Raw genomic sequence first — 14,204 nt, 5'->3', positions numbered from 1 at the left:
TGAAAGGAAGAATAACCGTGAAAAAACCATCTATTCAAGAACAAATGCAAAAGAAGATTCTGATACTGGATGGCGCTATGGGGACTATGATTCAGCAGGAGAATCTCATTGCCGAAGATTTTGGAGGGGAAGAACTGGAAGGATGTAATGAGATGCTTGTCCTGACGCGTCCGGATATTATTTTAAACATTCATGAAGCGTATCTTGCCGCGGGTTCCGATATGATTGAAACGAACACCTTCGGTGCTACGAAAGTCGTACTGTCAGAATATGATCTCCAAGAGAAATCAAGAGAAATTAATATTGCTGCTGCAAAGCTTGCCATTGAAGCAGCAGAGAAATATTCCACGCCGGAGTGGCCTCGGTATGTGGCAGGAGCGTTGGGGCCTACGACCAAATCGCTATCTGTCACAGGAGGAGTGACCTTCGAACAGTTGGAAGAAAGCTATTTTGAGCAGGCGGCAGCCTTGATTGAGGGTGGCGTTGAAGCTCTGTTAATCGAAACTTCACAGGATACGCTCAATGTTAAAGCGGCCAGTATCGGCGTACGAAGAGCCTTCGAACAGCTCGGTGTTGAGCTTCCAATTATGATCTCAGGAACTATAGAACCCATGGGTACAACTTTGGCAGGTCAACATATCGAATCTTTCTATATTTCACTGGAGCATTTAAACCCGATCTCAATTGGTCTGAACTGTGCGACAGGTCCTGAGTTTATGCGTGACCATATTCGCACGTTATCGCAAATAGCCGATTCGGCCATTAGCTGTTATCCGAATGCTGGTTTGCCCGATGAGAACGGGCATTACCATGAATCGCCGGAGTCATTGGCCAAGAAGCTGGAAGGCTTCGCCGAACAGGGCTGGCTTAACATTGTCGGAGGCTGCTGCGGAACGACGCCTGCTCATATTCGCGCCTTAGCAGATACAATGAGCCAATACTCTCCCCGTAAGAATTATGGCAGTCATCCCGCTGCGGTGTCAGGGATCGAGACCGTCTATATCGAAGATGAGAATCGTCCGATCATGGTCGGCGAGAGAACGAACATATCAGGTTCCCGAAAGTTCAAAAGATTAATAAAAGAAAAAAAGTTCGAGGAAGGTTCAGAAATTGCCAGGGCGCAAGTGAAGAATGGCGCTCACGTCATTGATATTAATTTGCAGGATACAGATATCGACGAGGCGTATGCGATGAAGCATTTTCTGCAGGAAGTGGTCAAAAAAGTAAAAGCGCCGCTCATGATCGACTCCACTTATGATCACATCATTGAACTTGGTTTGAAATATTCGCAAGGAAAAGCGATTATCAATTCGATCAATCTGGAGGATGGTGAAGCCAAGTTTGCCGCTATTGTGCCTTTGATTCATAAATACGGGGCAGCTGTTGTCATGATCCTCATCGATGAACGAGGTCAAGCCGTATCCAGAAAAGCTAAGATCGAGGTCGCGGATCGGGCATATGACTTGTTGACAAATAAATATGGTTTGAAACCGCACGATATTATTTTTGACCCGAACATGTTCCCGGTCGGTTCTGGTGATCCACAGTATCTCGGATCTGCTGTCGAAACGATTGAAGGAATTAAATGGATTAAAGCGAAATATCCGGAATGCAAGACCATTCTAGGTCTTAGCAATATTTCCTTCGGTCTTCCTGATGCAGGCCGGGAAGTGTTGAACGCTGTTTACTTGTACCATTGTACCAAGGCCGGATTGGACTACGCCATCGTTAACACCGAGAAGCTGGAGCGTTATGCTTCAATTTCAGAGGAAGAGCGCCGTCTCGCCGAGGAATTAATTTATAATACGAACGATGATACACTTGCCAAGTTTGTGGCGCATTTCCGTGTCAAAAAGGTAGAGAAGAAAGAAAAGATTTCAAACCTCTCGCTTGAAGACCGCCTCGGTTCCTATGTGATCGAAGGGACGAAGGAAGGGCTCATTCCCGATTTGGAAGAAGCGCTGAAGGTATATTCTCCACTTGAAGTCATTAACGGTCCGTTGATGAAAGGAATGGCGGAAGTTGGACGATTGTTTAACAACAATGAGCTTATTGTAGCTGAAGTTCTGCAGAGTGCGGAAGTAATGAAGGCCTCCGTTTCCTATCTGGAACCTTTTATGAAGAAAGATGAATCTGCTGAAAAAGGGAAAATCATTCTCGCAACGGTTAAAGGCGACGTTCACGATATCGGTAAAAATCTCGTGGAGATCATTCTCTCTAATAATGGATACAAGATTGTGAACCTTGGAATCAAGGTTCCTCCGGAGCAGATCATTGAAGCTTATCGAAGAGAACTGCCCGCTGCAATCGGATTATCAGGCCTGCTAGTTAAATCGGCGCAGCAAATGGTCATTACAGCACAGGATTTGCGGGGAGCAGGCGTCGATGCACCGATACTGGTCGGAGGCGCTGCCTTGACCCGCAAATTTACGAAGACGCGCATTGCTCCTGAATATGATGGAATGGTCTTGTATGCCAAGGATGCGATGGACGGATTGGACATTGCTAACCGGTTGAACGATCCTGAGCAGCGGAAGCGGCTCATTCAAGAACTGAGGGAGACCAAGGAATTGGATGTCATGGAAACTGGCAAGAAGGAAGATCTGCTGCCGAAGATGACACGGGTTAATGCTTCTACGATTTCAAAGGAGGTTCCGGTTCATGTGCCGCCAGATTTAAAGCGGCACATTTTGCGGGATTATCCAATCGGTCACATTATGCCTTATGTTAACATGCAGATGCTGCTTGGCCATCATCTGGGCTTGAAAGGTAAAGTAGAGCGTCTCTTGAGAGAAAAGGATGCTAAAGCCTTGCAGCTGAAAGATACCGTGGATTCGATTCTGAATGATGCTCAGAAAAACGGGATTATTCAAGCGCATGGGATGTATCGCTTTTTCCCTGCGCAATCTAGCGGCAACGATGTGCTTGTTTACGATTCGGACGATAAAGGCAAAGTACTGCAGACATTTACCTTTCCAAGACAGGAAACTGAGCCTTACTACTGCTTGGCCGATTACTTGAAGTCGGTGGAAAGCGGCCAAATGGACTATGTGGGCTTCCTATTGGTCACAGCTGGGCATGGGATCAACGAGCTTGCAAAGGAGCTGCGTGAAAAAGGCGATTATCTCAAATCACATGCGTTGCAGGCAACTGCGCTTGAGGTTGCGGAAGGGTTCGCGGAGCGGGTTCATCATATCATGCGTGATGTATGGGGAATCCCCGACGCGCTCCAGATGACGATGCAGGAGCGCTTTGGAGCGAAGTATATCGGACAGCGTTTCTCCTTCGGTTATCCGGCTTGTCCGGATCTGGAGGATCAGGAGCCGCTCTTCGCTCTGCTGAAGCCGGAGGATATCGGTGTAGAGCTGACGGAGTCGTTCATGATGGATCCGGAGGCTTCGGTCTCAGCAATTGTCTTTGCGCATCCCGAAGCACGTTACTTTAACGTCGACAAGGCTTAGTAAAACGAACGTGATATGTATAATGTGAGCATCAAGCCCACGGAACATATCGATCAAGCACTTTTCCAAAGAAAAAGACGACTTCTCATCCCAATAACCGAGATGAGCGTCGTCTTTTTTGATCCTTAATTCAGTCACTCAAAATACAAGCAAGTTCTTCAGTGGCCTCAAGAAGCAGGAGGCTTTCCATTTAATCTATGATCACTATTTCATCTAAACCACGAATTAGTTTTTTCATATACATTTTCTTAGGTTTTAATATATCAATTAAATAATTGATAGCGATTTGGGGGTCTACTTTCTTTCCGCATGTGAAACAATCAATTGCTGCAAATTTTTCTTCTGGATAAGTATGAATGGAAAGATGGCTTTCAGATACAAGAATAAGAACGGTACAGCCATTTGGCTCGAATTTTTTATAAGTGACTGATAACACATCTGCACGACTTTTCACAGCTGCATCTATCATTCCTTGTTTTAAAAATTCAACATCATCCAGAAGCGAAAAATCCACCCCCCAAACGTCAAGAGCAATATGTCTTCCATATGTCGAATACTCCATATCCTATCTCCCCTCAAAGATTTAATGAAGATGAAAAAGCAGAATTGAAAGTCTATCAACTTCACTAAATATAATATGAAAAAAAAGTAGAAATTGATCTAGTAGAATGTCTAATTCTAGTTAGTATTTTGTTAGAAAGTGCCTTCCTCATCCTTGGCGATGAATAAAATACCGAAACGTCCATGCTCTTCCCGGAAAGAAACATATATTAATAAAATAAGCAAGGAATCCTTAGGCAAGAAGGGAGTTGAGGATTCGATGAATGAGATAAACAAAAAGGTTATTTCGGAAATTTTACAAAAAAATTATGGTGTTATACCTGAAATCATGGTTCGAATAAGACGTAAATCGGATAGGCAGGTATGGAAGATAACAGATACCAATACAAACATATATGCCCTAAAATATTTGGAAAAAAGCGCCAGAGCCCCAGTGATCGCTGCAGTAAATGATTATATGCATGGGAAAGGGATTCCGGTAACACCCGTTCTTCCGACTTTGTATGGCACTTCATACCTAGACGTCAATTATGGCTGTTTCCTGCTGTTTCCATGGCTGGAAGGGGAGCATCCCAGCTATACAGAGCCGGGAATGATCGAAAAAATGGCCATCCTGCTTGCCAAATTTCATGAGGCGTCCCATGGCTACGCTGCTTCAGGCAATCCGATTGCCGATAGTCGTTTGGATTGGAATAAAATCTATAAAAAAAAGATAAAAAAAATGGAAAAATTCCGGGTAAAGGCTAGTGTAAGCGAGGATTCATTCTCACAGGTCTATTTAAGTCATTTACCGTGGCTTCAAGCCCGTGCCAACTGGGTGCTTGAACAGCTTCCGCAAACGGCTTTGCGTACTCTATTGGACTCCATAAAGCATGATCCCCGTCTTGGACATGGCGATTATTCACATCTTAATGTTCTCCGCAATAACCATAACGAGTTAACCGTCATCGATTTAGATACCGTCAGCCTAGCGCTTCCTATGCGAGATATATCCCATCTTTGTACTTTGATTAAACAATCCTTTGGAGAATGGTCCAGGGAGAGATTCCAAGTGGTATTGAATGCTTACCAGCAAATCCGTCCTCTTTCTCCGGAAGAACTTGAGCTTCTTCTGCTGGATCAAATTTTTCCGCATAAAGCGATTCGATTGGCGCAGAAATACTTTGTTGATTCAAGCCATGTAAAAGGTCATGCAACACTTCTTATTGAATTTGAGCGTTGTATAGCGATAGATAAACAAAAAATAACCGAACTTGGGATGGGACCTATATGGAAGGAATAGAAGATTTTAAACAGGAGAGGCGTATGAAAGTTGTTATATTGGCAGCTGGAGTCGGTAGTCGCTTGCGTCCATTAACGACAAACAGTCCAAAAGCAATGATTAGGATCAATGATAAACCTTTAGTGCAGTACCAAGTAGAGAGCGTGATGAAGTCCGGTTTCGCATATGAAGATATTTACATTATAGGCGGCCATAAAATCGAAGAAATTGAAAAGCACTTTAAAGGAACAGGGGTTCATTTTATATACAATCCGTTCTATCAATCCATGAACAATATTTATTCTTTTTTACTTAGCCGTGCTGTGGGCGGTGATTTATTGCTGATTAATTCGGATCTTTTTTATGATCATCGGATGATTTCGTTAATTTTAAATGCAGAGCACCCCACATGCATATTGGTTGATGGGCAAAAAGAGCTGACCGAGGAAGCGATGAGAGTAAAGCTGGATGGAAACCGCTTACGATTGGTGAACAAGCAATTGAGTTTGACAGGTACGGATGGCGAGTATATTGGAATTTCTAAATTGGCTGCCCGGGATCTTGCTGTTTTATATCAAAAAGCATTGGAGTTAATTGAAGCGGGAGAAACAAGCTGTTGGTATGAAAATGTATTTGAAGCGTGTGCGGCAAACGTGGAAATTAGGGCTGTGAGTACGGAAGGATACCATTGGATTGAGATAGATGATCTAAGTGATTTTGAATGCGCAAAACAACTTATGTAGCGGGGGGCTTACTATGTCAAATAAGATGGGACTCCCAGCGCATTTGATTTACGAGCCCAAGGCATTTGAACGATTGTATGGAAGTGAAATTTGTGATTCGTTGGCCAATCGGAGAGTGGTTGTGATTAGCGGCAAAGGCGCGACTCGCAAAATAAGCGAGCAGCTGATTCTTACGATGAAATTGCAACCGGTACAGATAAAGGCTTTATACTGCACTGACAATACTCTCCGGACGATAGATGAGCTGGAAATTGAGACACGACTGGAATATGCCGAGGTGATTATCGGCGTTGGGGGCGGAAAGGTACTCGATGTATCCAAAGTAGTCGGCACGAGAATGAATGTGCCCGTCATGCTGGTACCGACAGCGTTGTCATGTGATGCTGTCTGTTCGCCGGTAGCTTCTATCCGTGTGAATCAAATTAAGAGTATAAGTATCGAAGTCGGAATGCCGTGGGCTGTCGTTATCGACCTCGATATCGTGGCCGGTTCGCCCCATCGATTATTTTGTGCCGGCATCGGGGACCTGCTTTCCAATAAGACAGCGCTTGTTGACTGGAAGCTGGCGCATCAAGTGAATAAAGAAAAAATTGATACTGTTTCTTGTATGATCGCCAATAATGCGGTGGATATTTTTTTGAATTCCGTTAATGAAAATAACATAGGCAGAGCAGCTTTGCTGAAGATGACGGTTGAATCAATTATCATGAGCGGGATTGCCATGGCTATTGCAGGTTCGAGCAGACCTTGCAGCGGTTCGGAGCATTTAATTAGCCATGCGCTGGATAATTACTGCGGCGGAAAAGCGCTTCACGGGGAACAGGTTGCTGTAGCCATGTTAATTTCTGAATATTTACAAGGGGACCATAACTCTGGGAACAACATGAGACAGCATTTCAAAATATTAGGTCTTCCTACGCACTATAAGGAGATTGGTTATACAAAGGATGAGATGTGCTTGGCGATTCAGAAAGCCCCTTCGATACGAAACCGCTACACCATTTTGAATGAAATGGAACTAAAAACGAAACAAATTAATTATATATTAGATGAAGTATTTCCTCTCTCACCCTAAATCACCATAAGATAATAAGGAGTGTGCCTTCATGGCTGCCACAAAATATTCTTTGAAAGATATTAGAGATTCTTCTTATAAAAAAAGGGATGCCTGGTGGACCGTTTATTTGGTTGATCCAATCGCTTCAAGGTTAATGCTTCCTATAGCCAACTACACCAATATTAGCCCAAATCAACTTACTTTATTAGCATTTGTGACCGGCCTCATTGCCGCTTTTAATTTTTATCAGGGTACCTATGTTTCGTTAGTCGCGGGTGCGGTTTTTTATCATATCAGCTTTACTTTAGATTGCATGGACGGGAAAATTTCTCGTCTTAAAAAGACGGGTACCATATATGGGGCATGGATGGATTATATTTTGGACCGAACCCGCGTTGCCATTTGTGCTTTTGCATTGATGCTTGGTCAATATCACCAAACGGGAGAAGTGTATTATTTTTATTTGGCTGCTCTCATTTGTTTTTTGGACAGTACGCGATACATGAATTCGTTGCTTGTCTACAAATCGCTAAATGAAATGCGTAAAAAAATTGATAAAGCGAATAGCAAACTTCAAATGGATAAGAAGCCTGTCATGATTAAGCATACCAAATGGGTCAAAATTCTAGACGGTAAGCGATCACAGCAATATATAAAAGCAGGAAAAAAAGATATCAGTATAAAAGAGGATTTTTTAAAGGAAGTTGTAACCCGGCATCCGTCTTATTTGAAAATAAGGGCATTCTTTTTAAAAAGAAGAGTTCGATTGCATCTGATGAGCGGAATTGAATATCAAATGTTTATTTTTATCATTGCTACGGTTACGGGCCTTATCAAAGAAGGAGTTATTTTTAGCTCTGTTATAATGATCATGTTTGAATCGGCTGTTATTTATAAGCTGTGGCTTATGAATGTAGATTACCGGCGACAGTTAAGCCTATTAACTGACCGAATAAAAAGCTTATCTATCCGCGATTAGCGCGGATTTTTTTCATTTACGAGAACGCAACGTACTATTTCGATATCTTGCTATTACATTAGCAAATGCGTACAGATGGCCATCATCGGGGGTATACTTAGGGAGAGGTGAGCCAAATGGAAGATAGAATAAACCAGGAAAATTGGCAAGCGATTATAAACAATGATACAGCTTACGATGGTAAGTTTATATACGCGGTAAGGACCACCGGTATTTTTTGCAGACCGTCTTGTAAGTCCAAACCGCCAAATAAGGAAAATGTGCGTATATTTCAAAATGCCGAACAAGCGTTGTCAGCTGAGTTTCGTCCATGCAAACGATGCAAGCCGACCGGCGGGCGTTTGCCTGATCACGAGTGGGTTGCTCAGATCACACATTACATCGACATGAATTACAGAGAATCGCTAACGCTGGATATCTTGGCGGATATGTGCCATGGAAGCCCCTATCATCTGCAGCGTACATTCAAGCGGATCAAAGGAATAACACCGGTCGAATATGTCCAGCAAACGAGAATAACCAAGGCCATGGAGTATCTGACCGATTCGGATAAAGCGATTGCGGATATTGCCAAGGCCGTAGGCATGACGAACACACCTTATTTCGTAACGCTGTTCAAAAAAATAACGGGGCATACGCCCACAGATTATCGTCAGTTAAATAGCAATAAACATATAATGGAGGTGCTTCACAGTGGAAGCAAAAAATAATTCGACGATTCATTGGACGCTTCTTGTCCATGAAGACTGGAAATTATATATGGCTGCAACTTCAAAGGGGCTTTGTTATGTTGGCTCTCAGAATAAGCCATTCGAACAATTGGCTGATTGGGCAAGCAGGAGATTTAGCGGCAGCGTATTGGTTCAAGATGATGAGAAATTACAGCCGTATGCGACTGAATTGCGAGAGTATTTCCAAGGGAAACGCAAAAGCTTTTCCGTACCGTTTGATTTCCGCGGCACTGCATTTCAACTCGCCGTGTGGAACGCGCTCTGCGGGATTCCATATGGACAAACCCAATCCTACTCCGATATTGCGAATGATATAGAGAAGCCGGCTTCGGTACGTGCGGTTGGAGCTGCTATCGGTGCCAATCCGGTATTAATCTCCGTACCGTGCCATCGGGTGATCGGAAAAAATGGCTCATTAACCGGTTATCGGGGCGGCTTGGATATGAAAACTAAACTACTCAAGCTCGAAAATGAAAGCTCATTGGTTGGAGGGGGGCCGCTGCATGTCTAATCAACTTGCAGAGCGCAATTTTCATGATGCAAAGTTAGTTTTTCTACAAGTACTTCCCCGCTGATCAGGTTTATTTGAGCCAGAAAGGCTTCGCGCCTTAGACAGCTGTTCGGGACGTCGAAGTGAGTACCCTCAGAATATAACTTACTCTTACGGGCCCTGTCCCTTATGTGCATTAATTGTTGCTTTGGACTATATTGCGCTTGCGGAGGCCGATTGCAGTAACGGCAGCACCAAGTACGGCAGCGGCAACCGGAACCCATAGAGCGGTTCGATAGCCTTCTAATATTGCCTGGGGTGATCCGTCGGCCCCAGTAGCGATGATGCTGACGGCGGTCACTACTGAAAGTCCGAGCGCTGCGCCGAACTGAATCGACGTGCTAAGAAGACCGCCGGCCAGCCCTTGTTCTTCTTCCGCGATACCGTCCGTGGCAGCGATGGTGAGCGGCCCATAGGTTAGCGCAAAAGCGATGCCGGTAAGAATCATCGTCGGAAACATGGCCGCGTAGCTCCAGTCGAGGCTAACCGGCAGGAACAGGGCGTAGGACACGGCGGCAATGCATAAGCCTCCAAAAAATATTACCCGGACGTTGCCGAATCGGCTCACAAGGCGCGGTGTGAGCGTCGGTGCGAGTACGGAATCGATGCCAATAACCATGAGCGCGAGTCCAGTCTCGAACGCTGACCAACCGCGCAGTTCCTGAAGGTACAGGACAGCGATGAACTGAAAGCCGAAGAAGGAGCCAGCTAACAAAATCGCACCAAGATTGGCACGTACGAGAGCGCCCGAACGAAGTATGCCGAGTCGCATCAGCGGCGATGCTGAACGTCGCTCAAACACGACAAAGGCGGCCCGCCCCCCCAGCAGCATGAAGCCACCGTAACCAAGCACATAGGCACTCACTACCCAACTCAGAGCGCTAGTGGACATACCTAGCTCGGTGCGGATCGACGGTAGAGCTACACCAATCATCGACACGTCGATTCCTTCAAGGAAAATTGCACCGCACAGAACGAACAGTAGCCCCCCAAGATATTTTAGTGCCATTATTTCCTTGCAGACTCGAATTTTTTTTCTTCATTTCGAAACATCCCCTTCCAGATCGGCATCATGCAGCCCGAAGTCTTAATTGTACCTCAGCAGCCTTTCATGACTTCCCGAAGTTATATAGGTACTGAAAAGTACCTTTGAAATTACATTTATCAACAGGAGGAATCCAATGATGGAACCGCAACCGAAGCGAAGATACACTATCCCGGCGGAAGCAACGATCGAAGTTATAGGAGGCAAGTGGAAGACACTGATTTTGTGCCACTTGTCCTACGGGCCTAAACGAACGAACGAGCTTAAAAAGGCAATGCCGGACATTACGCAAAAAATGTTAACTCAACAACTGCGGGAGCTGGAAGAAGACGGAGTTATCTTCCGGACGGTCTACAATCAAGTACCCCCAAAAGTGGTCTATGAAATGACTGAAATAGGAGAATCACTGAAATCGATCTTGGATCAAATGTGTGAGTGGGGAGAAAAATTTATTCAGGGAAAATTTCATGATTTCACCAAAACGACTGACCCAACGATGATTTAATCAATCAAAATATACTGCTGTTGTCGTCCTGCAAGGTTAATTGGACATGAGGCTTGACTGCACGTTTACTGAAAGCTTTTTTTGTATATTTGTGATATAAATTTGGTTATAAGAGAATGACTAATAATGTCGCCGGGTAGCGGTTATTCCTTTTATTTGGGGACTGTACAATCCCTATGTTATAATTAACGAAAAGTTAAGCTATTTTGGAGGGAACGCTCATTATTAACGTCGTCCTGAATGATGCCATGACCATGTTACAGAAAACGAGCCGCACTTTTTATATTCCAATCAGTCGTTTAGTGCCAGGCTTGAAGGAAGCTGTAACATCTGCATATCTGTGTATGCGGGCTATCGATGAAATAGAGGATCATGAAGAACTCACAGATCAATTGAAGGTGGAGCTATTAAACGGAATGCACGAGGCATTCCAATCTCCCAATATAACGGAAGCAGCGCAAAAAGTACTGACACCGTATCAGGACGTCTTACCAGCAGTTTCGATGCGGGTGCATGAGTGGGCGCTTCTTTGCCCTTCCTCCATAGCTCCGACTGTTTATCGTTATATTGCAATGATGGCGCAGCAAATGGGCGAATGGGTTGCTGCAGATTTCAAAATCCAAACGGAAGACGATTTAGACCGTTATACGTATAGCGTGGCAGGCATGGTCGGGGAAATGCTTTCCGAGCTGTGGTTGTGGCATGACGGAACGGAATCCGATATGGTGAAGGCTGTTGGCTTCGGCAGAGGTCTGCAAGCGGTTAATATTCTTCGTAACCGAACGGAGGATCTTGAGCGCGGAGTCGACTTTTATCCTGACGGCTGGGGAAAAAAGGAGATGCTTCAGTACACGCGCCGCAATCTAAAGCTGGCCGATGAGTACATAGGGGATCTGAAGAAAGGTCCGGCCCTGAGCTTTTGCAAAATACCGCTAGCGCTTGCTCATGCAACGGTTAACCTCATCGCAGCCGGCGGCAACAAACTGACGCGGGACGCTGTTATGAAGCTTGTGGGCCGGGTAACCGGGTAACGAATAGATAGTAGGCGTGCCGCTTGTCGGCCGCCTTTTTTTATGCTTCGCTGCAGAACTCCTGTGATCTAGAACTGAGTATGGAGGGAGGACACCTCTTCAAAACTTGAGTTATAGTTAAGGTGGAGGTTTCATCGAACGGAAGAGGAGAGCTAGACTATCGCAAAGGATAGTCTAGCTTTTATTTACGGTTACTTCGACTACATCTGATGACGAGGGTTGCAGTAGAGGCGAATCCATTTGGCGCAAATATTTATTGAAGAAGGCTAATGTGTATTCATTTATTATGCGGTGGGCAAGCTTCGTATTGATTTTGTCCTTTAGGATATAAGGCACCAGCGGAGAATACAATACGATATCGGTAAACGTATAATGCGAGGCTCCTTTTAGCCAAACGTGATAACCACCATTGTGAAAGGCATTTCTTTGATTGTTTTCGAAAACATCGAGAAAGCCGATGTATTTGTTATACTCCTCCTCAGAAATACCTGCTTCTTCCCAATAATTCGTTCCCACTGAATCCGAGGATTCAATTTGCGACATACTGGTTTTTTCTGCAGATAGCTGCATAAATGGTCCGGGGAGACCCTTATCGGGTATTGCGCCTGTACCCGTTAACGTTCCATCCAAATTAACAGCAGCCTTGACCCGGGGTTCAAGGAGAAGGGTCTGTGCGGCTGCCGCCCCTCCGACAGAATGTCCCAGCATGCCTATACGCGTCATATCGATTCGATTGGTGAACATTCCCTCCGCGTCCTCGATATTGATTTTTTCCAAGTAATCTAGCGCAGAGCTGGCATCCTTCACCCATATATCCGTGACCATTTTGTTCATTTCGATAAATTGATCAAATCGCGATAAGTCATAGGATTGCTCTGCAATCGTACGGCCGCCCGGAAAGACGGTTAACAAAGAATGATAGGGATGCTGTATGCCGGCCACGATGTAACCGTGCGAAGCTAATTCCTCCATCTGGAACGTGTTTTGAAATCCATACAGGCCAAGGCCATGGGAGAATAGGATGACGGGATATTGGGGCTCTTGAGCGGAGAGCTCCGCATTTGTAACCGAATAGGTGGCCGCAGATGTTAAATGACTGAATAAAAAGGACGGAAGCTCCATATTTCGTGTGACTGCAGCTACTATTTCCGGCATGTTCGTTCCATAGCTTGCCTTATGCAACTCGTTTGCACCGGCAGGATACCAAATTTGGAGGTAGAGCTCTCTTTTATCGTTAGGATCTGGTGAAAGCGTCTCGCTGCGGTTAGGGTCGATTAAATAACGTGAAGTAGTTCCGATTTGAAAAGGCCCGGTAGGTTTGTCAAATAGCTTGGTAGGAAACAGGTGGGGGAATAAGGTTGCGACGATAAGGAAAAGGAAGGTTAAAAAACTCTGAACAGCAATGATCCAGCTTTTCTTTCGCACAATGCTTTCGCGGCTTGGGTGTTTTCGGAGCAGCAAGAAGGTAAGCAGCCCAATCATGATATAAATCGGCAGCATCGGCCAGCGGTAACCATCATAAATGAAGTGAGATGCGAGCACTAAACAAGCAGCAGCGGATAGAGAGACATTTAGCTTCCGCAGACGGGTCAGCCGGCCTGAGTTTAATGCAATGAGCATGCATGCAGCTAATATTAATAATGACCATTCCAAAAGTTTCATTTTGCACATCCTTTGAACGTGATTCACTAACGGCTAGAGTATACAATTTATTCTGCGACTAGGAAATAGATTAGGGTCTTAGTGAAAACTGGACTTAAGTCGGAATAAAAGCGCATGCATGGCTTTCTAAGTATCTCGGTGTACGAAACAATGTAAGCGCAGCATACGTTAATATAAACAAGAGGTGTTCTATAGGAGAGGGGTTATTCAGAAATGAGTTGGATTCCCGCAGCAAGAAGCAGCCGGTGGTGTGTTTTGGCAGGAGCGTCGTCTTTGTTGCTTAGCATCCTGTTATGGATGATTCGTTTTGTCGTATTAGGCCAGCCGTTTAACGGCACGCTCGCTTTTCGGTTTATGCTGCTTGCCATTATACTTTCGGTCTTTTTTGGTTTTACAGGGTGGCTTGGTACACGAAAGCTGTGGTTATGCTCCAACATAGGAGTTGTTGCCGGCCTTGTCCTAATGGCGATCTATTCACGCGATGCTACGGGCTGGGAAGACCTGATTAGCTTCGTTATTTTCTTAGAGGCGGTGGCGGCAGGCTTTGTTGTTGGCTTAGTCGTTGAAGGGATATTTCTAATATTGCGTTTGACGAAAAAAGAATAAACTAAACAAGAG

At 44.8% G+C, this 14,204-nt stretch carries 13 protein-coding genes; 10 read left to right on the top strand and 3 right to left on the bottom strand.

The genetic code is table 11. From position 1 onward, the window contains the following. Positions 1–17: 17 nt before the first annotated feature. Positions 18–3,461: a methionine synthase gene (gene metH, locus DFP97_RS13060; protein WP_114380420.1), complete on the top strand. Its 3,444-nt coding sequence runs from the start codon at positions 18–20 to the stop codon at positions 3,459–3,461. Positions 3,462–3,651: 190 nt separating this feature from the next. On the opposite strand, the gene speD is transcribed toward metH, so the two are convergent. Continuing rightward, on the bottom strand, positions 3,652–4,023 hold the full coding sequence (gene speD / locus DFP97_RS13055) for an adenosylmethionine decarboxylase (RefSeq protein WP_114380419.1): 372 nt from the start codon (positions 4,021–4,023) through the stop codon (positions 3,652–3,654). 258 nt (positions 4,024–4,281) lie between these two features. On the opposite strand from speD, the gene DFP97_RS13050 reads away from it, so the two are divergent. The 6 genes from DFP97_RS13050 to DFP97_RS13025 all read left to right on the top strand — a co-directional run bounded on the left by DFP97_RS13050 (position 4,282) and on the right by DFP97_RS13025 (position 9,304). Then, positions 4,282–5,304: a CotS family spore coat protein gene (locus DFP97_RS13050; RefSeq protein WP_181873499.1), complete on the top strand. Its 1,023-nt coding sequence runs from the start codon at positions 4,282–4,284 to the stop codon at positions 5,302–5,304. Further along, complete coding sequence (locus DFP97_RS13045; protein ID WP_245976182.1) at positions 5,292–6,026, top strand: phosphocholine cytidylyltransferase family protein; 735 nt, start codon at positions 5,292–5,294, stop codon at positions 6,024–6,026. The genes DFP97_RS13050 and DFP97_RS13045 overlap by 13 nt, the downstream gene beginning before the upstream one ends. Positions 6,027–6,039: 13 nt before the next feature. Beyond that, positions 6,040–7,101: an iron-containing alcohol dehydrogenase family protein gene (locus DFP97_RS13040; protein ID WP_114380417.1), complete on the top strand. Its 1,062-nt coding sequence runs from the start codon at positions 6,040–6,042 to the stop codon at positions 7,099–7,101. Between the two features lie 31 nt (positions 7,102–7,132). Then, a complete protein-coding gene (locus DFP97_RS13035) occupies positions 7,133–8,062 on the top strand; it encodes a CDP-alcohol phosphatidyltransferase family protein (RefSeq protein WP_114380416.1) in 930 nt (309 codons plus the stop codon). Positions 8,063–8,178: 116 nt separating this feature from the next. Beyond that, the gene (locus DFP97_RS13030) at positions 8,179–8,772 is read left to right on the top strand and encodes a bifunctional transcriptional activator/DNA repair enzyme AdaA (RefSeq protein WP_114380415.1); all 594 of its coding nucleotides are present in this window, start codon (positions 8,179–8,181) and stop codon (positions 8,770–8,772) included. Continuing rightward, a complete protein-coding gene (locus tag DFP97_RS13025) occupies positions 8,756–9,304 on the top strand; it encodes a methylated-DNA--[protein]-cysteine S-methyltransferase (protein WP_114380414.1) in 549 nt (182 codons plus the stop codon). The genes DFP97_RS13030 and DFP97_RS13025 overlap by 17 nt, the downstream gene beginning before the upstream one ends. Before the next feature lie 175 nt (positions 9,305–9,479). On the opposite strand, the gene DFP97_RS13020 is transcribed toward DFP97_RS13025, so the two are convergent. After that, a complete protein-coding gene (locus tag DFP97_RS13020; RefSeq protein ID WP_220271158.1) occupies positions 9,480–10,145 on the bottom strand; it encodes an MFS transporter in 666 nt (221 codons plus the stop codon). Positions 10,146–10,527: 382 nt separating this feature from the next. Between DFP97_RS13020 and DFP97_RS13015 the strand changes: the two genes are divergently transcribed. Both DFP97_RS13015 and DFP97_RS13010 read left to right on the top strand, forming a co-directional pair. Beyond that, positions 10,528–10,893 (top strand): winged helix-turn-helix transcriptional regulator, encoded by a 366-nt coding sequence (locus tag DFP97_RS13015; RefSeq protein WP_114380634.1) that lies wholly within the window; start codon positions 10,528–10,530, stop codon positions 10,891–10,893. A 248-nt stretch (positions 10,894–11,141) separates the two neighbouring features. Next, positions 11,142–11,924, top strand: a complete 783-nt coding sequence (locus tag DFP97_RS13010) for a squalene/phytoene synthase family protein (RefSeq protein WP_114380632.1) — start codon at positions 11,142–11,144, stop codon at positions 11,922–11,924. A 174-nt stretch (positions 11,925–12,098) separates the two neighbouring features. Here DFP97_RS13010 and DFP97_RS13005 read toward each other — a convergent pair whose 3' ends face one another. After that, positions 12,099–13,586 (bottom strand): alpha/beta hydrolase family protein, encoded by a 1,488-nt coding sequence (locus DFP97_RS13005; protein WP_181873498.1) that lies wholly within the window; start codon positions 13,584–13,586, stop codon positions 12,099–12,101. A 213-nt stretch (positions 13,587–13,799) separates the two neighbouring features. Between DFP97_RS13005 and DFP97_RS13000 the strand changes: the two genes are divergently transcribed. Further along, positions 13,800–14,192 (top strand): hypothetical protein, encoded by a 393-nt coding sequence (locus DFP97_RS13000; RefSeq protein ID WP_147275052.1) that lies wholly within the window; start codon positions 13,800–13,802, stop codon positions 14,190–14,192. The last annotated feature ends 12 nt before the right edge of the window (positions 14,193–14,204 follow it).

It is taken from the genome of Paenibacillus prosopidis (assembly GCF_003337375.1).
Lineage (GTDB): Bacteria > Bacillota > Bacilli > Paenibacillales > Paenibacillaceae > Pristimantibacillus > Pristimantibacillus prosopidis.
The sequence above is the reverse complement of the archived record's forward strand: the minus strand, read 5'-3'. Positions and strand labels throughout refer to the sequence as shown.

What these genes read in the sequence shown, in the direction of transcription:
- DFP97_RS13000 (WP_147275052.1), top strand. Translation starts at nt 13,800, where the DNA reads ATGAGTTGGATTCCCGCAGCAAGAAGCAGCCGGTGGTGTGTTTTGGCA.
- DFP97_RS13045 (WP_245976182.1), top strand. Translation starts at nt 5,292, where the DNA reads ATGGAAGGAATAGAAGATTTTAAACAGGAGAGGCGTATGAAAGTTGTT.
- DFP97_RS13050 (WP_181873499.1), top strand. Translation starts at nt 4,282, where the DNA reads ATGAATGAGATAAACAAAAAGGTTATTTCGGAAATTTTACAAAAAAAT.
- speD (WP_114380419.1), bottom strand. Translation starts at nt 4,023, where the DNA reads ATGGAGTATTCGACATATGGAAGACATATTGCTCTTGACGTTTGGGGG.
- DFP97_RS13005 (WP_181873498.1), bottom strand. Translation starts at nt 13,586, where the DNA reads ATGAAACTTTTGGAATGGTCATTATTAATATTAGCTGCATGCATGCTC.
- DFP97_RS13030 (WP_114380415.1), top strand. Translation starts at nt 8,179, where the DNA reads ATGGAAGATAGAATAAACCAGGAAAATTGGCAAGCGATTATAAACAAT.
- DFP97_RS13040 (WP_114380417.1), top strand. Translation starts at nt 6,040, where the DNA reads ATGTCAAATAAGATGGGACTCCCAGCGCATTTGATTTACGAGCCCAAG.
- DFP97_RS13035 (WP_114380416.1), top strand. Translation starts at nt 7,133, where the DNA reads ATGGCTGCCACAAAATATTCTTTGAAAGATATTAGAGATTCTTCTTAT.
- DFP97_RS13015 (WP_114380634.1), top strand. Translation starts at nt 10,528, where the DNA reads ATGGAACCGCAACCGAAGCGAAGATACACTATCCCGGCGGAAGCAACG.
- DFP97_RS13010 (WP_114380632.1), top strand. Translation starts at nt 11,142, where the DNA reads ATGACCATGTTACAGAAAACGAGCCGCACTTTTTATATTCCAATCAGT.